This window comes from Aminobacter aganoensis, from assembly GCF_014206975.1.
Classification (GTDB): Bacteria; Pseudomonadota; Alphaproteobacteria; order Rhizobiales; family Rhizobiaceae; genus Aminobacter; species Aminobacter aganoensis.
The window spans coordinates 34,586-53,817 of the sequence record NZ_JACHOU010000004.1 but is presented as its reverse complement, the minus strand read 5'-3'; the positions used below and the strand labels follow the sequence as shown (position 1 = coordinate 53,817).

Genomic DNA, 19,232 nt, shown 5'->3' with positions numbered 1-19,232 from the left:
TGGCGGAGCCCGCGACGGAATGCAAAGACGAAAATTTCAGACTGGCTGGTAGTCGTGGACGAAATTTCCGCGTGCCGCCCGAAAGCAACGCCTGCCGCTGTTTATTTTGCGCGGATGCCGAAACTCTGGAAGCCTTGCCGCATCACCGGCCGCTTCGACGACAGCACGCCGGAATTGACGCCTGTCCAGCCAATCTCGCCGGCCAGTCGGGCATATTCGATCTTGGGGCAGCGGTTCATGACCACCTTGATGCCTGCGGCTTCGGCGCGCGCGGCAGCCTCGTCATGGCGAACTGTCAGTTGCATCCAGACGACCGCGGGCAGCGGGTCGAGCCTGAGCACGTCGTCAATGATGGCAGGCACGGCGCTCGACGCCCGGAAGATGTCGACCATGTCGATCGCCACGGGAATGTCAGCGAGGCCGGCATAGGTCATGCGGCCGAGGATTTCCTTGCCGGCGTGGCCCGGATTGACCGGGTAGACGTCGTAGCCCTTGGCGATGAGGTATTTGGTAACGAAATAGCTCGGACGGACGTCGTTGGCCGACGCGCCGACGACGGCGATGGTGCGGACCGAATTCAGGATTCCGGCGATGTAGGCATCGTCGTAGGTGTCGTGGTTCATGGCCGTCCTCGTTCGAGGCTGGATACCGCCTTTCGGCAATGGCCGCAAATCCGACAGGGCAGGCTGTGCCTTACGGCAGCGAGATGCTGCCATCCTCGGCGATCGCGAAGTCGGGATTGTGGGCGACTTCCCAGAGATGGCCTTCGGTATCGGCAAAATAGCCATACCAGCCGCCCCAGAAGGCGCGCTGCGCCTGCTTGACGATGTGGCCGCCGGCCTTCTCTGCCGCGGCGAGAATTTCGTCCACTTCGGCTTCGGTGCGCGTGTTGTAGGCCAGCGAGACGCCGGAAAAGCCGCCCTTGCCGCCGGCAATGCCCGCGTCGGACGACAGGTGCTCGCGCCCCCAGAGACCGAGCACCAGGCCACCCATCTGGAAGAAGGCGACGCCTTCGGTGATCGACTGATTGCGCTTGAGCCCCATCGCCTCATAGAAGCGCGCGGCGCGGTCGAGATCGTCGACCCCCAGGGTCACGAGAGAAATCCGCGGTTCCACGTCTATTCTCCCTTCCACTCCGGCTGGCGCTTGGCGAGGAAGGCGCCAATGCCCTCCTCGGCGTCGCTTGCCAGCATGTTTTCGACCATCACCCGGGCGGCATGGTCATAAGCCTCGACGAGCCCCATCTCGGCCTGGGCGTAGAACGCCTCCTTGCCGATCTTCAGTGTCGAAGGCGATTTGGAAACAATGGTTTGGGCGTATTTTCCGACAATGTGATTCAGGTACTCGCGCGGCACCACACGGTTGACCAGGCCGAAGTCGCGCGCGGTCGTGGCGTCGATCGTCTCGCCGGTCAGCAGCATTTCCATCGCCTGCTTGCGCGAGACGTTGCGCGACAGCGCCACCATCGGCGTCGAGCAGAACAGGCCGATGTTGATGCCCGGCGTGCAGAAGGCAGCCTGATCGGTGGCGATGGCAAGGTCGCAGCTGGCGACCAGTTGCAGTCCGGCTGCGGTCGCCAGACCGTCGACTTCGGCGATGACGGGCTTGGGGTGGCGCACGATCGACTGCATCAGCGCCGAACAGCGCGACATGGTCAGCTCGAAAAAGGCACGTCCGCGATCGGCATCGCCCCTGTGCGCCGTCATCTCCTTGAGATCGTGGCCGGCGCAGAACACGTTGCCCTGGGCCGCGAGCACGATGACGCGCACAGCCTTGTCGTCGCGGGCGCCGTCCAGCTGAGCCTGGAGTGCAGTCATTGTCTCTATCGAAAGGGCATTTGCCGGCGGATTGGCGAGCACGAGGCGCAGGACGCCCTTGTCCAGACTCGAACGCACCGGACCTTCCGGTACGCTGCGCTTGATGGCGACGATTTCGGCCATGATGCCCCCAAGTGAACTCAATGCGGCGAAAGGAGAATCGCCAGCCTCGAATTTGGAGAATATACGCTTGCACTCAAGTTTTGGTTCCCAACTATGTGCCTGCAGCGAATCCAAAGGTTCGCACGAGATGCAGAAAAGTGGTGCGGGAGCGCGCAAGCCGATGGAAAGAGCCAATGCCTGAGCAGCACGGATTGACGCCGACCATGACGGCATCGGAGGTCAACCGCCTCCTGAAGGAAGTCTACCCCCAGCTCAACGAGCACTATGATTTCTACCAGGTGACGGAGGTCTTCCCCGGGGGCTGCACGGTCCGGCTCAACGCCGACGAACGCCATCTCCGGCCGGGCGGGACGGTTTCGGGGCCATCGCTTTTCACGCTCGCCGATATTGGCGGCTATGTCTGCGTGCTCAGCCACGCCGGTCCGGACGCGCTGTCGGTGACGACCAACCTCAACATCAACTTCATGCGCAAGGCCGAAGCCGGTCCGATCGACGGCCACTGCCGCATCCTGAAGCTGGGCAGGAGCCTGATGGTGTTCGATATCGACATCGTCGCAGGGCCCGACCAGCAGACCGTGGCACATGCAACCGGCACCTACTCGATCCCGCCGAAGCGACCAACCAGTGCGGTAAAATAATACCGCACCACTATCGTATTGTTTTTGCTATCTTTAATGAGCTGACACCCATTTCGATGCGCTTGACGGGCCAGCCGCCCTCGCCTATAAGCCCAACCAAAGCAGCGGCCCCGTTCGGGTCGCCGTTTTGTTGTTGGCGGCAGGGACAGCCTTCGCCAATGAAAGCAACAAGAAACGCCTTCTCCGGAAGGTCCCAAACGAAAGCATGTAACCATGGCAACCTTTTCGCAGAAGCCTGCGGACGTGGTGAAGAAGTGGGTGCTGATCGACGCCGAGGGTCTCGTCGTCGGCCGTCTCGCCACCATCGTCGCCAACATCCTCCGCGGCAAAAACAAGCCCACCTTCACGCCCCACGTCGACGACGGTGACAACGTCATCATCATCAACGCCGACAAGGTCGTGTTCACCGGCAAGAAGTTCACCGACAAGGTGTATTACTGGCATACCGGCCACCCCGGCGGCATCAAGGAGCGCACCGCGCGCCAGCTGCTCGAAGGCCGTTTCCCCGAGCGCGTTCTCGAGAAGGCGGTTGAGCGCATGATCCCGCGCGGCCCGCTCGGCCGTCGCCAGATGAAGAACCTTCGCGTCTATGCAGGCGCCGAACATCCGCATGTCGCTCAGCAGCCTGTGACGCTCGACGTCGGCGCGCTGAACGCCAAGAACAAGAAGGCGTCGTAATCATGGCTGATCTCAGCTCGCTCGCAGAACTCGGCACTGTCGCTGCCGCCGCACAGCCGGCAGCTCCGGTCCACGTCCAGAAGCTCGACAAGAGCGGCCGCGCCTATGCCACCGGCAAGCGCAAGGACGCCATCGCCCGCGTCTGGGTGAAGCCCGGCTCCGGCAAGATCGTCGTCAACGGCAAGGAATTCGCGGCCTACTTCGCCCGTCCCGTGCTGCAGATGATCCTGAACCAGCCGATCGTCGCGGCAAACCGCGTCGGCCAGTACGACATCATCGCCACCGTCGTCGGCGGCGGTCTGTCGGGCCAGGCCGGTGCCGTTCGTCACGGCATCTCCAAGGCGCTGACCTACTACGAGCCGACGCTGCGCGGCGTGCTCAAGAAGGGCGGCTTCCTGACCCGCGACAGCCGTACCGTCGAGCGTAAGAAGTACGGCAAGGCCAAGGCCCGTCGTAGCTTCCAGTTCTCGAAGCGCTAAGCGCCTCGGAACCTGCAGTTTTCGGAAAGGCCGCCTTCGGGCGGCCTTTTCTTTTTGCATGCCGTCCGGCCATGGCTGACGTATGATCCTTGCGCAGATGCCGAACAGCCCGGATGGGAGATCTCGATGGTCCGCATGCTCGCATTGGCCCTCGCGGTGGCTTTCGCCGCTCCCGCCACGACGGTGGATGCGGCCACCAACAAGTTCCTGAAACGGTCGTCGCAGTTCGATACCTGCTGGATGCGTGCCCATGACAGGGCGCTGGAAAAAGGCGCCGATGCAAGAAAAGCTGCCAGGAAGGCCGACAGCCGCTGCAAGAAGCAGGGCCTAAGGATGCTCAAGGAAGGCGGCTCGAAATATTCGCTCAAGGACCGGCGCAAGGCTCTTCGGAGATCCAGCGAGTACTAGCCGACAGCGCTCGCACCGCCATCGCACCCGTCAGTTGGTTGGCGCCGGGGCATCGCCCGTTGCCGCGGCCACCGATTCGTCGGCGTCGGCATAGGGCACGCGATAGCCATTGGCTGCCAGCCAATCGATGGCCGCCCTTGGTTCGTCGGTCTGGATCATGGTGGCGCCGCGCTCCGCCCAGAAGCCGAACACCTCGTTGGGAAAACCTGCCGCGACAGCCAGTTCGTCGCCGCGACCGCCGGAGAGAAAGCCGCCCGGCTTGTTGACGATGGCGTGGGTATCGACCCAGATGTGCCAGTTATCGCGGATGGACGCCGCCCTCACCCTGGCCGAAAACAGCGGCCCGCCTGTTTCCGTCATCTTGTCGGCGTCGCCGCGCCAGGTGATCATTTCGACAGCCCGCGCCGAGAAGGCCCGCCCCGCCGCCGCGATGAAGCCGGCATCGCGCACCGCGTCGTCGGCGATGATCGGCATGAACTGGAAGCCGTTGCCGACCCGGCTCATGGTTTCCTTGACCGAAGCCAGGCGTTCGGCGCTCCAGAGATTCGCCTTGACCACGACCTGCTCCTCCATGCCCATGGCGCGCGCCAGCGCTACCATGTCAGCGAGGTCGGCCGTCTCCAGCTTGTTGTCGAGATTGACCAGGATCCTGCCCTTGGTGACCGCAAGCATTTCCCGCAATGTCGGCACCGTCTCGCCGGTCACGGCGCCGGTGCCTTCGACCACGAGCCGGCAGCGCCTGAGCTCGTCCATGGTGCGGGCAATGACCTCGCCCTTGCAGTTGGTAGTCCGGTCGAGCCAGCTGTCATGCATGACGATCAACTCGCCGTCCTTCGAACGGCGGATGTCGATCTCGACCATTTCGGCGCCCGAGGCGATGACGCCGCGTATCGAGGCGATGGAATTTTCGGGATAACGCGACTTGCCTGCTTCGAGCCCGCCGCCGCGATGGGCAACGACCATGACGTGATCGCGCCAACGATTGGCATTCTCGTAGCGTCCGAGGATCTGCTCGACGCGGGAGCCGGCATGGCTCGCGGTGGCAAGACCGAGTGCAAGGAGTAGCGAGGCTGTGCCTGCCAGGACTGTCCGCATTGGAATCGCTCCACGTTAGAGGATGCGTGCAACGACTTACCCAGCTGCGGTGACAGGGGCGTGTAGGGCAGATGCCATTCAAATGACCGGAGAAAATGCGGGCAATGACCGGAGAAAGCGCGGGTTGCGGGCCTGTCATACGCTGGACGCGACAGGGCTGGCATCTTGCGCCCTGCTTCTGTAGTTCTTGCGCCTCGCATTCCGATAGACCGACTGAGGAGACTGCCCATGCCCGCTTCATCGATCGATCACGCCTTTACCGCGCGGACGAACACCGGCCGTTCGAGTGATCCGACCTATGCAGGGGCATTGTCTTTCATGCGCCGCAAATATTCGAAGAACGTCAACGGCGCCGACGCGGTCGTCTGGGGCATTCCGTTCGATGCCGCGGTGACCAACCGGCCGGGCGCGCGCTTCGGCCCGCAGGCAATCCGCCGCGCTTCGGCGATCTTCGACTGCGACCCGCAATATCCGTTCAACCGCGACCTGTTCGACGATCTGTCGGTCATCGACTATGGCGACTGCCTGCTCGACAGCGGCAACCACCAGAAGACGCCCGGCGCCATCGAGCGCGAGGCGGCCAAGATCCTGAAATCGGGCGCCTTCCTGCTGACGCTCGGCGGCGACCATTACGTCACCTGGCCGGTGCTGAAGGCGCATGCCGCGATCCACGGCCCGATGGCGCTGGTGCAGTTCGACGCCCACCAGGACACCTGGCCTGACGACGGCAAGCGCATCGACCACGGTTCGTTCGTCGGCCGCGCGGTGAAGGACGGCATCATCGACCCCGACCGCTCGATCCAGATCGGCATCCGGACGCACGCGCCGGAGGATTTCGGCATCAAGATCCTCTACGGCCACGAGGTCGAGGAGATGCGCGCCGCCGACATCGCCTATGCCATCGCCGAGCGCACCGGCGGCAAGAAGACCTATGTCACCTTCGACATCGACTGCCTCGACCCGGCCTACGCGCCCGGCACCGGCACGCCGGTGGCAGGCGGCCCGTCGTCGGCCAAGATCCTTTCGGTGCTGCGCCAGATGACACAGATCGATATTGTCGGCGCCGACATCGTGGAGGTTGCACCGGCCTACGACCATGCCGATATTACCGCCATCGCCGGATCGACGGTCGCGATGCACTATCTCGGCCTGCTGGCTGAACGGAAGGCACGAGACAACGGCTGAGGCGATGAATCAACGGCTTGCCGAATTGAGTCAGATTTTAGCCACAACCCTCTGACATTGCTTATTTTTCGACGGAACGACAGACAATGAAACCGAAAATCTTCATCGACGGCGAGCACGGCACCACTGGCCTCCAGATCCGCACGCGGCTCGCTGCGCGCGACGATCTCGCCGTCCTGTCCATTCCGGAGGCCGAGCGCCGCAACGTCGACCTCCGAGCCGAGCGTCTGCATGAGGCCGACGTCGCCATCCTGTGCCTGCCCGACGAGGCATCCAAGGAAGCCGTGCGCATCCTGGAAGGCAACAACTCGACGCGCGTCATCGACACGTCAACGGCGTACCGCACCCATCCCGACTGGGCCTATGGCTTCGCCGAAATGGACGCGGCCCAGCGCCAGCGCATCGCCGATGCGCGGCTGGTCGCCAACCCGGGCTGCTATCCCACCGGCGCCATTTCGCTCGTCCGGCCCCTGGTCGCGGCAGGCATCCTGCCCGCCGACTATCCGGTCAGCGTCAACGCCGTCTCGGGCTATACCGGCGGCGGCAAGCAGATGATCGCCCAGATGGAAGACCCGAGCCGGGAGGATCACATCGCCTCGCCGCATTTCCTCTACGGGCTGCCACTGACGCACAAGCACGTCGCCGAGATGAAGCAGCACGGCCTGCTCGAGCGGCGGCCGATCTTTGCGCCGTCGGTCGGCCGCTTCGCCCAAGGCATGATCGTTCAGGTGCCGCTGCACCTCGCCGATCTCAACGGTTCGGTGTCGATGGGCGACATCCACGCCAGGCTCGCTTCGCACTATGCCGGGCAGGACATCGTTGAAGTCGTGCCGCTGGCAACGAGCGCCAAGCTCGCCCGCCTCGACCCGACCGAACTGGCCGACAGCGACCGCATGAAGCTCTACGTCTTCGGCACCGAGGGCGAAGGCCAGGTCAATCTCGTCGCCCTGCTCGACAATCTCGGCAAGGGTGCCTCGGGTGCGGCGGTGCAGAACATGGACCTGATGCTCGGGCTCAAGCACTAAGGTGGATCAGGCTGTCTTTCCGGCGCGCTGGAACGTCACCGATCCGCAGCTCATCGCCGAGACGTTTTCCAGCCGCATCTGGAAGGTGCGGCGGGCAGACGGCACTCCAGCCGTCGTCAAGGCGCTCAAGCCTTTCGACGACGTCGCCGACGAGATTCGCGGCGCGCATTACCTGTCGTGGCGCGGTGGCATGGGAGCAGTCCGGCTGCTGGGCTTCGAGGGGCACGACATGCTTCTCGAATATGCCGGCGACCGGCTGCTGACCGATGAGCTGAACGAACATGGCGACCGCCATGCGACAGATATCGCCAACGAGGTGATGGCAAGGCTGTTGTCGCCGTCCGACACCCCTCCTCCCGCCGATTTGCAGCCATTGAGAGAACGCTACGCCAGCCTGTTCAAGAAGGCCAAGGCGGATCTCGACGCCGCTGCGGGAAGCCCCTATGTCGAGGCTGCCACGATTGCCGAGCGCCTGCTGTCTAATCCGCACGAATTGCACGTGCTGCACGGCGACCTGCATCACGACAACATCCTGCTTGGCGAGCGCGGCTGGCTGGTGATCGATCCCAAGGGCCTGATCGGCGACCCGGCCTTCGACGCGGCGAACCTGTTCTACAATCCGCTCTACCGGCACGACCTCAGCCTCGACCCCGAACGGGTCGCATACATGGCCGAGACGTTCGCAAGGACGCTGGGCCAGCGTCCCGACGCGATCCTCGACCATGCCATCGCCTGGGGCTGCCTGTCGGCGTCCTGGCATGCCGAAGACAACAACGCCGAGGACGAGCAAAGCGAACTCGCGGTCGTGGAAGCGATCCGCAAGGTGCGCTCTAGCTTCTGACTTCCACGTCGTTTTCCAGGGGATAGGCGCCCTTGGTGCCGCGCCAATGGGCGGTGGCGAAGATCAGCACCACAAGGGCAAAACCCTGGTGCAGCAGCGCCCAATGCATGTGCGCCTGTGCCAGCAAGGTGCCGACACCGATCGCGCCCTGCCCCAGGATCAGCAGCGCAAGCAGCCATGCCCGGCGCGCATGCGTTGACGCCGGCGCTACGCGCATCGTCGAAAACGCGTGCCACAGGGCCACCACCAGGACCGTGTAGGCAAACATGCGGTGGACGAACTGGACCGTCTTGGGGCTTTCGAAGAAATTGCGCCAGAGCGGCTCGATGACGAGCAGGTCGCCGGGGATGATGGCGCCATCCATCAGCGGCCAGGTGTTGTAGCTGAGGCCGGCGTGCAGGCCGGCGACCAGCGCGCCGAGATAGATCTGGAACATGACCAGCAGCACCATGATGCCCGAGAAGCGCTGGACCCGGCGATCGGCCGGCCTTTCCGAATAGCTTGCCAGCCCGCGCGCGATGTAGGCGACGGCCATGACGATGATGCAGGCGAAGGTCAGGTGGATCGCAAGGCGGTACTGGCTGACCGAAACGCGCTCCGAAAGCCCCGAGGCAACCATCCACCAGCCGATGAAGCCCTGGAAGCCGCCAAGCGCCAGAAGACCGACAAGACGCGGCTTGAGACGGCGCTCAAGGCGGCCGGAAAGCCAGAAGAAAGCGAGCGGGATCGCCACCAGGAACCCGACGCCGCGGGCAAGCAGGCGATGCGCCCACTCCCACCAGAAAATGCCCTTGAACTCGTCAACGGTCATGCCCTTGTTGACCTGCTCGTATTGCGGGATCTGCTGGTATTTTTCGAACTCTTCCTGCCATTCGGCCTGGTTGAGCGGCGGGATGACGCCGTGGATGGGCTTCCATTCGGTGATGGAAAGTCCCGAGCCGGTCATGCGCGTGGCGCCGCCGACCATGACGAGAGCGAACAGGACCAAGAGCACGACGTAGAGCCAGCCGCGTACGAGCGCGCGGTTGCGCAGTTCCCGGTTTCGCTCGGCAAGCGGTGCGGCAGTGTTGGTCATGGCAGACATTGCGATCGTTCCCGGCTCGTTCGAAACCGCGGGACTGGTGGACCATAGTGGCCCCGCTGGCAAGTTCGGCCCACGCGACACGCCGTCGCGCCGCGCCGCCTCGGCAGTTGCGCCGCCTGGCCAGAGCGACTATGCGAAGCCTGGACAAAGGATGAAGAAATGCCCGTTCGCGTCAAGAAGCTGATCGGCACCGTGCTGCTGGTGCTGCTGGTGATCGTCTACTCGCTGGTGGCGACGATGGTTGCCGTCGCGCAGCTGTCGCAATCGGGCCCGGTCGTCCACCTCGCCTTCTTCTTCTTCAGCGGCCTGCTGTGGATCCTGCCGGCAATGTGGATCATCAAATGGATGCTCAAGCCGTCCAAGGCCGCCGGCCGCTAGCCGTCAGACCGTAACCACCCGCCGGCCGCGATTTGCCAAAAGCGTCGTCGCGCCCGACAGCATCGCCCGCATTGCCGCCAGATCCTGGTGCCTGCCATTGACCGACAGCCTGGGAAGGGCATGCAGGCTCCCGGCATGCTCGGGCCGCAGGATGCCGTGGCGCGTCGTCACCGCCGAGAGATAGCCTGCTTCGCGCGCCAGTTCGGTCTCGCGCAAACCCGCCGCCGCCGGATAGCCATAGGGATAGGCGAAATGGCGAGGTGCAAAGCCCAGCTCAGCCTCGATCATGCTGCGCGAGCGGTATATTTCACGCACTGCGGCTTCCCTGCTCAGGCGCTTGAGATTGTAGTGGTGCACCGTATGCGCGCCGATGGTGAGCAGCGGATGCGCGGCACATCGCCTGATCTCGTCCCAGGTCATCAGCAGCTTGCTGTTAAGCGCGGCGGCGTCGACGCCGGCTTGGGCAGCCCATCGACGCAGGACTGTGCGCTGGTCTTCCTCGCGCACTTCGCTGGTGATGTGGGCCGACAGGCGCCGGAAAGCGTTTGCTCGCCCTTCCGCCGTCGAGCAATCGAGCTTCATCTCGCCATCCGGCATGGCCACAGAGAGCGGCTTTGCCGCCTCGACGATATCGTCGAGCACTTCCCACCAGAGATCGGCATCGCCGCCGGTCAGGCCCGGGGCGACGTAGATGGTCATCGGTGCCGCATGGGTTTCCAGAACGGGGAGCGCCTCGGTCAGGTTGTCGCGATAGGCATCGTCGGCGGTCAATGCCACAAACCGGCCGCCCCTGCCCGGCGAACGCAGGCGCGCAACGGCCTCGTCCATGGAGACGAAGGCATAACCCAAGCGCTTCATCTCACCGATCAGCGCGTCGAGGAACTGGGGCGTGATGCTGAGATGGCGGTTGGGCCCGTCCGGCCGACCAGAGAAGGCGGTGACACGGTGCAGCATCAGGATTGCGCCAACGCCGCCCACAAGAGGCTTGGCCAAGGCGCCCAGGCCGGCATGTCCGATCAGCAGGAAAGCCAGCTTACGGGCTGCGTCGATCATTCCTTCACCTTTGGCGCATAGGCTTGGCTGCATCGAACACGCAGGGAACGCGTCCTGTATGCCGATGAATAGCCGGCAAGGATTGAAGTATGGTTGACGCTGCCGCAGACCGCGAGATGCTGACGCGCCAAGTCGCGACTTCCGGCAATGCGATGAGTGCAGTCGCGGTCGCAGCCTCCTCCGAGGCCATGGCGGCCTATGGCAGGCTGGCCAGCGTTGCGGGACCATCGCAGAGCGCCGAATGGGTAGCCGCATGGACCGAGACACACACCGTCGATGCGCTGATTGCCACATTGAGCGCCAAGGGACGCCCGGTGCTCTCGGTAACCCTGGAAGTGACCCGCGAAGGGCCGTTCCGCATCGCACGCTTTCTCAGCGGCAAGCACGCGAACGGCAATTTTCCGGCCGTGGACCGGACCTGGCCGGCGACGGCGAGCGCCGCCGCGATCGAAACGCTCGTTGGCTCGATCCGGCGGGCGCGGCCTGATATCGACATCGTCGCGTTCGACCGCCTGATTACCGAATTCGACGGGCTGCCAAATCCGCTGCTCAAGCTGGCTTCCACGCCAAGCCCCAACGTTGCCCTTGCCGTCGATCTCGACGGCGGCTTCGAGGCTGTTCTCACGCGCACCAGCGGCAAGAGGAAACGCAAGCGGCATCGCAGCCAGGAACGGAAATACGAAACCGTGGGTGGTGCCCGCCGCATCGTTGCCACCACCGAAGCGGATGCGAACACCATGCTGGACGCCTTTTTCGCCATGAAGGAGCAGCGTTTTGGCGCGATGGGCATCGTCGACGTCTTCGCCGACGCCAGCGTCCGCACGTTCTTCCGCAAGCTGTTTGCCGATGCGCTGCAGAAAGATCCGCCGCCGTTTGTCCTGCACGGACTGGAGGTCGGCGGAAAGTACCGTGCCGTCACCGGATCGAGCCGGGCCGGGAACCGCCTGGTCTGCGAGTTCGGCGCCATCGCCGACGACGAGCTGGCCTTTGCCAGCCCCGGCGAATACCTGTTCTTCGACAACATATCCGAAGCCTGCGACCAGGGCTTCGACATCTACGATTTCAGCGTCGGCGACGAGCCGTACAAGCGCCAGTGGTGCGACGTCGAAATCCAGCACTCGGACGTTCTGGTGCCGTTGACGGTGAAGGGCCGGCTCTATGCGCTGGCCCTGAAATCAATCTCGCGGCTCAAGAGCGCGGTCAAGAACAACGCCAGGCTTTGGGCGGTGCTCAAGCGGCTGAGGTCAGGCGTGCGCGGCAAGGACGCCCCCGCCGAGGAAGACTAGGCAGCCGAGCGTGTCGGCAGTGGCGTCGTCGGCAAGTCGTGGCCGACCGGCGTCACCAGGATGACGTCCTCGTAGCCACCGGCGCGCAGGCCGTCGGCCACATCGGCGATCTCATCGTCATGCTGAAGGAAGCTGACCAGCACCTCGGTGCCATCGCCAACCAGGCGCCTGATCTCGTCGGCATCGGCCGGGCCGCACTCGACAACCACCAGATCATAGGCCGTCGTCAGCGATTCCATGATGATGGGCAGGCGATCGGCGGCACGCATCGCGCGCGCCGGATCGGCGGTGCCCACCGGCATGACATCGCAGTCCGAATAGTGGTCGGCGCGGATGACGTCGCTGAACTGGGCTTCAGAGGCAAGGAGGTTGGTGATGCCGGGATAGCGGCCACCGTCGAGCATCGGCCGAGACGCCGCACCTGACGCGGTCAGATCCAGCAACAACACGCGCAGTCCCGTGTCGGCCACTTCGCGGGCCACCAGGACGGCCGTCGCTGCCGCATCGTCCCCCTCGGGCGAAATGAAGATGGCGCGTGCGGCACCGCCGGCGATGAGCCTTTCGGCTGCCGTCTCGATGCTGATGCCGGCATGGGGCTGGGTCGGCGTCGCGGCGACGAGCGGCTCCTCGTCGTCAAGCGTCTGGATTTCGGGCTGCGTGTCTTCATATTCGACGGCGACGGCGACGGCCGGCTCGCCGGCGTCATCCCACGACTGCGGCTCCGCTTCGTCGGGCAGGCTTGCCGCGCGGCGCGCCGGCATGGCGACCTGCGTCACCGGCGTTACGCGGGATCCGGCAGCGGGGCGCATGGCACGGCCGGAGAACAGTTCACGCAGCAGCGTGAAGATTGCCATCAGCAGCAGCGAACCGACGAAGGCTGCGCCGACGATCGGCACGATCTTCGGGAAGTAGGATTCGGACGGCACGATGGCGCGCGAAAAGACGCGCGCGTCGACCGGCAGATAGTTGCGGTCCTGGCGCGAGGAGGCCTCGCGGTAGCGGGTGAGATAGGATTCGAGCAGCGCACGCTGGGCCGCCGCCTCGCGCTCCAGTGCCCGCAGTTCGACTTCTTCTTCCGACGCCCGGGCCGATTCGGCCTTTTGCGTGTTGAGCGCGGCGACGAGCTGCTTTTCACGGAGGTCGGCATTGGCGGCCTCGTTGACCAGCCCCTTGAGCACCTTCTCGGCCTCGGAGCGGATCTGGACGTCGAGATCGGCGAGTTGGGAGTTGAGCGCCTTGATGCGGGGATGGTTCGGCAAAAGCGTCGTCGAAAGATCGGCGATGTCCGCCTTGAGCTGCACCTGCCGTTCGCGCAGGCGCTGGATGAGGCCCGACGAGAGCACTTCCGGCACGGCATCGATCGAACCGCCGCGCTGCAGCGCCTGGCGTACGCTCTGGGCCGTCGCCTCGGCGGCGGAGCGGCTGGCGCGGACACGCGACAGCTCGCTCGACAGTTCGGACAATTGCTGGGTGGCCAGGACTGAATTGTTCTGACCGACAAGCAGGTCGGACTGTGCCCGGAAGCTGGCGACGCGCGCCTCGGCGTCCTTGACGCGCTGGTTGAGGTCGTCGATCTCGGGCTTCAGCCAGTCGGTCGCCTCGGTGTTTGATTCAAGCTTCGCGCCGCGCTGGAAGGCCAGATAGGCATCGGCGATGGCGTTCGGCACATCGGCGGCAAGTTTTGGGTCGGAGGAGGAGAACTGGATGACGATGACGCGGGATTTTTCGACGCGGTAGACCGTCAGCTGTTCACGGAACGACTTGAGCACGCGTTCTTCTGGCGGCAATTCGTTGGGATCGCTCTTCAGACCGGCGATGACCATGAGGCGCGAAAGCGTCGACATGTCGGCGGCCGCGTCGAACTCCGGCCGGCTGGCCAAATCGAGCTGCCTGGCGACCTGCTTGAGAATGTCGGTCGAGCCGACGACCTCGACCTGACTGGTAACCCCCTCCTCGTCGAGAATGGGACGCTCGCTCTCGCTGCTGCCGTCGGGCCGCGTGAAGACCGACTCGCGCGTTTCGATCAGAAGACGCGTCTCGGCGCGGTATTTCGGCGTTGCCATCGACGCCAGCACGAAGGCGAGCGCGGTGACGGCCACTGCAACCAACAGCAAGCGCAACCAGTTCCTCGCCAGGCTGGCAAAGAGATGGCCGAGATCAACATCGACATCACCGGCAGTGGATTGAACGCCCGACATGCATTCCTACTCCGAGGCTAAGCAGGCCGCACGGTAAACAAACATGGTAACCCAGGCGTTAACGGCCGCAGCCCCTTCCCACGGCCCATGCCACAGAGACCGCCCAGGCCTTTACCGGGCATTAACCCTAACAAGACGATAACGGACGCCAACCGATCTCCCGCAGCGTGGCGGCAAGCAGTCGAAGGTGTGTCTGCCGAAATGAAAAGCTCCCTTGCCGCCAGCCACGCGCTTGTTGCCGTCATGCTCGCCCTCACCGGCTGCTCGAGCTACAAACCGGCACCGGCTGCCTTTCATGAAGTCCTCGACCAGCCATACCGCCTCGGCGCCGGCGACCGCATCCGGGTCACCGTGTTCGAGCAGGAAGGGCTGACGAACACCTACAGCGTCGACCAGTCGGGCTACATCTCCTTCCCGCTCGTCGGCGGCGTTCCGGCGCGCGGCTACACTGCGCAGGAGGTCGAGAAGGCACTGGCAGCCAAGCTGCGCCAGGGCTATCTGCGCGATCCTGACGTTTCGGTCGAAGTCGACCGCTACCGGCCGATCTTCGTCATGGGCGAAGTCGGGGCCGCGGGCCAGTATTCTTATGTCCCCGGGCTGACCGTGCAAAAGGCCGTGGCCATGGCCGGCGGCTACAGCGCCCGCGCCAACCAGGGCAATGTCGACATCACCCGCGACATCAACGGCAAGGTGATGACCGGTCGCGTGCTGACCAGCGACCCGCTCCTGCCCGGCGATACGATCTACGTCCGCGAACGGCTGTTCTAAGCCGCCGTGCAGCAGATCGCGCCCCGCAAACTCCGGATCGTCCACTGCTTCAGGTCGCCGGTCGGCGGCATCTTCAGACATGTGCGCGACCTGACAGAGGCACAGGTGGCAGCCGGCCACCAGGTCGGCATCATCTGCGACCTGTCCACGGGCGGCGATCACGAAGAGCGGCTGTTCGAGGCGATCAAGCCGATGCTGGCGCTCGGGATCTGGCGCACCACGATGCAGCGCCACGTCGGGCCCGGCGACATCGCCGCCGGCTGGCGCACCTACAAGATCATCAAGGAATTGCGGCCGGACGTGCTGCACGGGCACGGCGCCAAGGGTGGCGTCTATGCGCGTGCGTTCGGCTCACTGTTGCGGGTTTCAAGGTATTGCGTGGCCCGCCTCTATTCGCCGCATGGCGGCAGTCTGCACTATGACGAGAGGACCCTTACGGGAAAGCTGTTCTTCGGACTCGAACGGCTGATGGAACGCTTCACCGACCACCTGTTGTTCGTCTCCGACTACGAACGCCGGACCTTCATCCGCAAGGTGGGCGCTCCGCGCGTGCCGAACAGCCTGGTCTATAACGGGCTGCGGGACGAAGAGTTCGAGCCGGTGCCCGTGGGCGGCGCCGACTTTCTGTACATCGGGATGATGCGCGACCTGAAGGGGCCGGACCTGTTCATCGATGCTCTGGCCAGGCTGCGGCAACATCTCGGCCGCAACGTCACCGCCGTGATGGTCGGCGACGGCGAGGACCTGCCGCACTACCGTGCGCAGGTCGAAAGACTGGGCCTTGCCGGCGACGTCCGCTTCATGCCGCCCATGCCGGCGCGGCTGGCGTTCGCCCTTGCTGCCTGCGTCGTGGTGCCCTCGCGCGCCGAGGCCATGCCCTATATCGTGCTCGAGAGCCTGGCCGCGGGCAAACCCATCATTGCAACCGCGGTGGGCGGCATTCCCGAAATCCTCGGAACGAACTCCCCTGCCCTGGTCATGCCCAGTGCCGAAGAGATCGGCGAGAGGATGCGCTCGTCGCTGGAAAACCCCGTTGCCTATGGAAAACTGATGCCCGGGCCTGTCGAACTGAAGTCCCGCTTCGGGGTGAGCGTGATGGCCAGCGACATCGAGAAAGCATATTTCTCGGCCCTCGCACCAAGCCGCAGTTGAAGACCTTTAGAAGGCATCCGACCCGCTCAAGGGTTTCTTAGCTCATCTTTGCTAAGCCCATCTGGCAATCCGGCGACGGGCCAACAGATCGACGACCATGAGCAATTTCGACCCAAAGCACCGCTTCAGTGCGGAAGCCGTCAAGGCGGCTAGCGGCGACGGCACCAAATCCGATAGCGCCAAGCTGAGCAGTGTCGCCCAGGAGGTGGCTGCCCAATACCGGCGCGACACCATGTCCCCGGTCATGGTCAGCGGTTGGCTGCGCCTCGCCGAGTTCGCCGTGCTCGTCATCTCTGGACTGGCGCTTTTTGCCTACCATGTCGGCTTTCTCAGCCATCTCAGCTGGCAATATCCGCTCGTCATCCTGGCCGGGTCCCTTGCTGCCGTCCTCTTCTTCGAGGTCATGGATTGCTACCAGCTGCAGTCGATGCTGCGACCGGGCGCCTCGATCGGGCGGATCGCCCTGGGTTGGGCAACGACCTTCGCATTGATGGCGGTCACGGCCTTCTTCATGAAGGTTTCGGCGGAATATTCCCGCCTGCTGTTCGGCAGCTGGTTCGTGCTTGGCCTGTGGTTGCTGATCGGCCTGCGCCTGATCATGGCGCGCGTCATCCGCAGATGGGCACGCAACGGACGGATGGAGCGGCGCGCCGTCATCGTCGGTGGCGGCAAGGCGGCCGAAGTGCTGATCCGCTCGATCGAGCAGCAGCCCTACAACGACATCCGCATCTGCGGCATCTTCGACGACCGCGACGACAAGCGGTCGCCACCGATCGTCGCCGGCTATCCGAAGCTCGGGACGGTTTCGGAACTGCTGGAGTTCGCGCGCATCGCCCGCATCGACATGCTGATCGTCTCGCTGCCGCTGACGGCGGAGACCAGGGTTCTGCAACTGCTCAAGAAATTGTGGGTGCTTCCGGTCGACATCCGCCTGTCGGCACACTCCAACCAGTTGCAGTTCCGGCCGCGCTCGTATTCCTACATCGGCGCCGTGCCGATGCTCGATATCTTCGACAAGCCGATCAACGACTGGGATTCGGTCGCCAAGCGCGCATTCGACATCGCGTTCAGCCTGCTCGGCATCATCGTCTTTTCGCCCGTGATGATCGCCACCGCCGTCGCCATCAAGCTCGACAGTAAGGGCCCGGTGCTGTTCAAGCAGAAGCGCCACGGCTTCAACAACGAGGTGATCGAGGTCTACAAGTTCCGTTCGATGTATACGGACCAGTCCGACCCTTCGGCGCGCAAGAGCGTGACCAAGAACGACCCCCGCGTCACCCGTGTCGGCCGCTTCATCCGCAAGGCCTCGATCGACGAGCTGCCGCAGTTCTTCAACTCGCTGTTCGGCAGCCTGTCGCTGGTCGGCCCACGCCCGCATGCGGTGGCGGCCCAATCGCACAACCTGCTCTACAATGAAGTGGTCGACGGCTATTTCGCCCGCCACAAGGTCAAGCCCGGCGTCACCGGCTGGGCACAGATCAATGGCTGGCGCGGCGAGATGGATACCGACGAGAAGATCCGCAAGCGCACCGAATTCGATCTCTACTACATCGAGAACTGGTCGCTCTGGTTCGACATGAGGATCCTGTTCCTCACGCCGATCCGCCTGCTCGACACGGAAAACGCCTATTGAGCGCGATCACCTATGAGCTGCCGCGAGCCGCGATCAATGCCAAGCTGATCGGGCTGGTCGCCTCCGGTGCGATCGCGCTGGGCGTGCTGCTGTCGGGCTTCGTCATTCGCGAACCGGCCCCTTACGAGCTCTACATGGCCGGGCTGATCGCCGTCTGGTCGCTGTTCGGGCTGCGCATCACGCGGGCGATCACGCCGCTCGTCGTCCTGCTCGTGGTGTTCAACATCGGCGGCATGATCTCGATGACCCAGATGCCGAACCTCATGAACACGCCGCTCTATCTGGCGGTGTCGCTGTTCCTGGCGTTCACGGCGATCTTCTTTGCCGCGGTGACAGAGACCGACCCGAAGCTCTACCGGGTCATCTTCCTGTCCTGGGTGACGTCGGCCGTGGTCACCTCGCTGCTCGGCATTGCCGGATATTTCGGCGCCGTGCCGGGGGCCGAGATGTTCACCAAGTTCGATCGCGCCGCCGGCGCCTTCCAGGACCCCAACGTCTTCGGTCCGTTCCTCACGCTACCGGGCATCTACCTGCTCTACCGCGTCCTGACCGGAAGTTCCGCCAGGATGGCGCTGGATGCGATGCTGTTGCTGATCATCACCGGCGGCATCTTCCTGTCCTTCTCGCGCGGTGCCTGGGGCCTGTTCGCCACCTCGGCAATCCTGCTCACCGGCTTCCTGTTCCTGCAGAGCAACAGCGGCCGTTTCCGGCTCAGGCTCGTGGTCATGTGCATGGCCGTGGTGACATTGCTGACCACGGCCCTGCTCATCGCGCTGCAAATTCCCGGCGTCGGCGAACTGTTCACGACACGCGCCCAGCTCGTGCAGGACTATGACGGCGCGCGCCTCGGCCGCTTCGCGCGCTACGGCATCGGCTTCCTGCTGGCCACCGAAAAGCCGCTCGGCATCGGTCCGCTGGTCTTCGGCCAGATCTATGGCGAGGACACGCACAACATCTGGCTCAAGGCGCTGATGGATTATGGCTGGCTCGGCTTCGCCAGCTACCTGACGCTGATCGTGTGGACCGTAGCCGACGGCTTCCGCATCCTGCTGCGCAACCGACCGTGGCAGCCCTACCTGCTGTCGGCCTATGTCGTCTTCCTTGGCCACATCGCCCTCGGCACCGTCATCGACACCGACCACTGGCGCCATTTCTACCTGCTGCTCGGCCTGATCTGGGGCGCGATCGCGCTCGAGGCACGCCACCAGCGCACGCTCGCGCTGCACACGCACTGACGCAGCTACATTCGGCGCTTGCGCGCATCACTCCGGCTTTGGTGAACAGCCCGGTACGTTTTGCCGGCTCAAATCGCCGTGAGCGTTTTGTGACACAGAGTTACCGTTCGACCTGTAGCAATCTAAAAGATAGGTGCCTATGTACATTCTGTAAGC

The 19,232-nt window shown here is 64.1% G+C and carries 20 protein-coding genes; 13 read left to right on the top strand and 7 right to left on the bottom strand.

Going from position 1 to position 19,232, the window contains the following annotated elements:
• Window positions 1-101 precede the first annotated feature (101 nt).
• The 3 genes from GGR00_RS11065 to GGR00_RS11055 form a co-directional block, all read right to left on the bottom strand.
• Entirely contained in the window at window positions 102-623 is a 522-nt protein-coding gene (locus tag GGR00_RS11065) for a CoA-binding protein (protein ID WP_055971365.1), read from the bottom strand.
• Between the two features lie 70 nt (window positions 624-693).
• Window positions 694-1,116, bottom strand: coding sequence for a VOC family protein (locus tag GGR00_RS11060; protein WP_055971368.1), 423 nt, complete (start codon window positions 1,114-1,116; stop codon window positions 694-696).
• A gap of 2 nt (window positions 1,117-1,118) precedes the next feature.
• A complete protein-coding gene (locus GGR00_RS11055) occupies window positions 1,119-1,940 on the bottom strand; it encodes an enoyl-CoA hydratase (RefSeq protein WP_055971371.1) in 822 nt (273 codons plus the stop codon).
• 173 nt (window positions 1,941-2,113) lie between these two features.
• Between GGR00_RS11055 and GGR00_RS11050 the strand changes: the two genes are divergently transcribed.
• From GGR00_RS11050 to GGR00_RS11035, 4 genes are all read left to right on the top strand, one after another.
• Window positions 2,114-2,578, top strand: a complete 465-nt coding sequence (locus GGR00_RS11050; protein WP_184699476.1) for a PaaI family thioesterase — start codon at window positions 2,114-2,116, stop codon at window positions 2,576-2,578.
• A gap of 213 nt (window positions 2,579-2,791) precedes the next feature.
• The gene (rplM, locus tag GGR00_RS11045; RefSeq protein WP_055971376.1) at window positions 2,792-3,256 is read left to right on the top strand and encodes a 50S ribosomal protein L13; all 465 of its coding nucleotides are present in this window, start codon (window positions 2,792-2,794) and stop codon (window positions 3,254-3,256) included.
• Between the two features lie 2 nt (window positions 3,257-3,258).
• Entirely contained in the window at window positions 3,259-3,735 is a 477-nt protein-coding gene (rpsI, locus tag GGR00_RS11040; protein ID WP_055971379.1) for a 30S ribosomal protein S9, read from the top strand.
• A 126-nt stretch (window positions 3,736-3,861) separates the two neighbouring features.
• Window positions 3,862-4,143, top strand: coding sequence for a hypothetical protein (locus GGR00_RS11035; RefSeq protein ID WP_184699475.1), 282 nt, complete (start codon window positions 3,862-3,864; stop codon window positions 4,141-4,143).
• Between the two features lie 30 nt (window positions 4,144-4,173).
• Here GGR00_RS11035 and GGR00_RS11030 read toward each other — a convergent pair whose 3' ends face one another.
• The gene (locus GGR00_RS11030; RefSeq protein WP_184699474.1) at window positions 4,174-5,238 is read right to left on the bottom strand and encodes a glycerophosphodiester phosphodiesterase family protein; all 1,065 of its coding nucleotides are present in this window, start codon (window positions 5,236-5,238) and stop codon (window positions 4,174-4,176) included.
• Between the two features lie 228 nt (window positions 5,239-5,466).
• On the opposite strand from GGR00_RS11030, the gene speB reads away from it, so the two are divergent.
• From speB to GGR00_RS11015, 3 genes are all read left to right on the top strand, one after another.
• Window positions 5,467-6,423, top strand: a complete 957-nt coding sequence (gene speB, locus GGR00_RS11025) for an agmatinase (protein WP_055971388.1) — start codon at window positions 5,467-5,469, stop codon at window positions 6,421-6,423.
• 86 nt (window positions 6,424-6,509) lie between these two features.
• A complete protein-coding gene (gene argC, locus GGR00_RS11020) occupies window positions 6,510-7,448 on the top strand; it encodes an N-acetyl-gamma-glutamyl-phosphate reductase (RefSeq protein WP_184699473.1) in 939 nt (312 codons plus the stop codon).
• A gap of 1 nt (window position 7,449) precedes the next feature.
• Window positions 7,450-8,289 carry an aminoglycoside phosphotransferase family protein gene (locus GGR00_RS11015; protein WP_184699472.1) on the top strand — a complete coding sequence of 280 codons (840 nt, stop codon included), beginning with the start codon at window positions 7,450-7,452 and terminating at the stop codon, window positions 8,287-8,289.
• Here GGR00_RS11015 and GGR00_RS11010 read toward each other — a convergent pair.
• Window positions 8,279-9,373 (bottom strand): COX15/CtaA family protein, encoded by a 1,095-nt coding sequence (locus tag GGR00_RS11010; RefSeq protein ID WP_184699471.1) that lies wholly within the window; start codon window positions 9,371-9,373, stop codon window positions 8,279-8,281. The two genes, GGR00_RS11015 and GGR00_RS11010, sit on opposite strands and share 11 nt — an antisense overlap.
• A gap of 159 nt (window positions 9,374-9,532) precedes the next feature.
• On the opposite strand from GGR00_RS11010, the gene GGR00_RS11005 reads away from it, so the two are divergent.
• Window positions 9,533-9,751 carry a DUF2842 domain-containing protein gene (locus GGR00_RS11005; RefSeq protein WP_055971400.1) on the top strand — a complete coding sequence of 73 codons (219 nt, stop codon included), beginning with the start codon at window positions 9,533-9,535 and terminating at the stop codon, window positions 9,749-9,751.
• A 3-nt stretch (window positions 9,752-9,754) separates the two neighbouring features.
• On the opposite strand, the gene GGR00_RS11000 is transcribed toward GGR00_RS11005, so the two are convergent.
• Window positions 9,755-10,804: a polysaccharide deacetylase family protein gene (locus GGR00_RS11000; protein WP_184699470.1), complete on the bottom strand. Its 1,050-nt coding sequence runs from the start codon at window positions 10,802-10,804 to the stop codon at window positions 9,755-9,757.
• An 89-nt stretch (window positions 10,805-10,893) separates the two neighbouring features.
• Between GGR00_RS11000 and GGR00_RS10995 the strand changes: the two genes are divergently transcribed.
• A complete protein-coding gene (locus GGR00_RS10995) occupies window positions 10,894-12,090 on the top strand; it encodes a GNAT family N-acetyltransferase (protein WP_184699469.1) in 1,197 nt (398 codons plus the stop codon).
• On the opposite strand, the gene GGR00_RS10990 is transcribed toward GGR00_RS10995, so the two are convergent.
• Entirely contained in the window at window positions 12,087-14,288 is a 2,202-nt protein-coding gene (locus tag GGR00_RS10990) for a GumC family protein (RefSeq protein WP_184699468.1), read from the bottom strand. The genes GGR00_RS10995 and GGR00_RS10990 overlap by 4 nt on opposite strands.
• A 201-nt stretch (window positions 14,289-14,489) precedes the next feature.
• Here GGR00_RS10990 and GGR00_RS10985 point away from each other — a divergent pair, with 201 nt between their 5' ends.
• From GGR00_RS10985 to GGR00_RS10970, 4 genes are all read left to right on the top strand, one after another.
• Window positions 14,490-15,056: a polysaccharide biosynthesis/export family protein gene (locus tag GGR00_RS10985; RefSeq protein ID WP_055971411.1), complete on the top strand. Its 567-nt coding sequence runs from the start codon at window positions 14,490-14,492 to the stop codon at window positions 15,054-15,056.
• 15 nt (window positions 15,057-15,071) lie between these two features.
• Window positions 15,072-16,208, top strand: coding sequence for a glycosyltransferase (locus tag GGR00_RS10980; protein WP_184699574.1), 1,137 nt, complete (start codon window positions 15,072-15,074; stop codon window positions 16,206-16,208).
• A gap of 97 nt (window positions 16,209-16,305) precedes the next feature.
• Window positions 16,306-17,841, top strand: coding sequence for an undecaprenyl-phosphate glucose phosphotransferase (locus GGR00_RS10975; protein WP_055971414.1), 1,536 nt, complete (start codon window positions 16,306-16,308; stop codon window positions 17,839-17,841).
• Window positions 17,838-19,076, top strand: coding sequence for an O-antigen ligase family protein (locus GGR00_RS10970; RefSeq protein ID WP_184699467.1), 1,239 nt, complete (start codon window positions 17,838-17,840; stop codon window positions 19,074-19,076). Before GGR00_RS10975 ends, GGR00_RS10970 begins: the two co-directional genes overlap by 4 nt.
• The last annotated feature ends 156 nt before the right edge of the window (window positions 19,077-19,232 follow it).

What these genes read in the sequence shown, in the direction of transcription:
- GGR00_RS11050 (WP_184699476.1), top strand. Translation starts at nt 2,114, where the DNA reads ATGCCTGAGCAGCACGGATTGACGCCGACCATGACGGCATCGGAGGTC.
- speB (WP_055971388.1), top strand. Translation starts at nt 5,467, where the DNA reads ATGCCCGCTTCATCGATCGATCACGCCTTTACCGCGCGGACGAACACC.
- GGR00_RS11005 (WP_055971400.1), top strand. Translation starts at nt 9,533, where the DNA reads ATGCCCGTTCGCGTCAAGAAGCTGATCGGCACCGTGCTGCTGGTGCTG.
- GGR00_RS11055 (WP_055971371.1), bottom strand. Translation starts at nt 1,940, where the DNA reads ATGGCCGAAATCGTCGCCATCAAGCGCAGCGTACCGGAAGGTCCGGTG.
- GGR00_RS11065 (WP_055971365.1), bottom strand. Translation starts at nt 623, where the DNA reads ATGAACCACGACACCTACGACGATGCCTACATCGCCGGAATCCTGAAT.
- GGR00_RS11030 (WP_184699474.1), bottom strand. Translation starts at nt 5,238, where the DNA reads ATGCGGACAGTCCTGGCAGGCACAGCCTCGCTACTCCTTGCACTCGGT.
- GGR00_RS11010 (WP_184699471.1), bottom strand. Translation starts at nt 9,373, where the DNA reads ATGTCTGCCATGACCAACACTGCCGCACCGCTTGCCGAGCGAAACCGG.
- rpsI (WP_055971379.1), top strand. Translation starts at nt 3,259, where the DNA reads ATGGCTGATCTCAGCTCGCTCGCAGAACTCGGCACTGTCGCTGCCGCC.
- GGR00_RS10990 (WP_184699468.1), bottom strand. Translation starts at nt 14,288, where the DNA reads ATGTCGGGCGTTCAATCCACTGCCGGTGATGTCGATGTTGATCTCGGC.
- GGR00_RS11035 (WP_184699475.1), top strand. Translation starts at nt 3,862, where the DNA reads ATGGTCCGCATGCTCGCATTGGCCCTCGCGGTGGCTTTCGCCGCTCCC.
- GGR00_RS11000 (WP_184699470.1), bottom strand. Translation starts at nt 10,804, where the DNA reads ATGATCGACGCAGCCCGTAAGCTGGCTTTCCTGCTGATCGGACATGCC.
- GGR00_RS10985 (WP_055971411.1), top strand. Translation starts at nt 14,490, where the DNA reads ATGAAAAGCTCCCTTGCCGCCAGCCACGCGCTTGTTGCCGTCATGCTC.
- rplM (WP_055971376.1), top strand. Translation starts at nt 2,792, where the DNA reads ATGGCAACCTTTTCGCAGAAGCCTGCGGACGTGGTGAAGAAGTGGGTG.
- GGR00_RS10995 (WP_184699469.1), top strand. Translation starts at nt 10,894, where the DNA reads ATGGTTGACGCTGCCGCAGACCGCGAGATGCTGACGCGCCAAGTCGCG.
- GGR00_RS10975 (WP_055971414.1), top strand. Translation starts at nt 16,306, where the DNA reads ATGAGCAATTTCGACCCAAAGCACCGCTTCAGTGCGGAAGCCGTCAAG.
- argC (WP_184699473.1), top strand. Translation starts at nt 6,510, where the DNA reads ATGAAACCGAAAATCTTCATCGACGGCGAGCACGGCACCACTGGCCTC.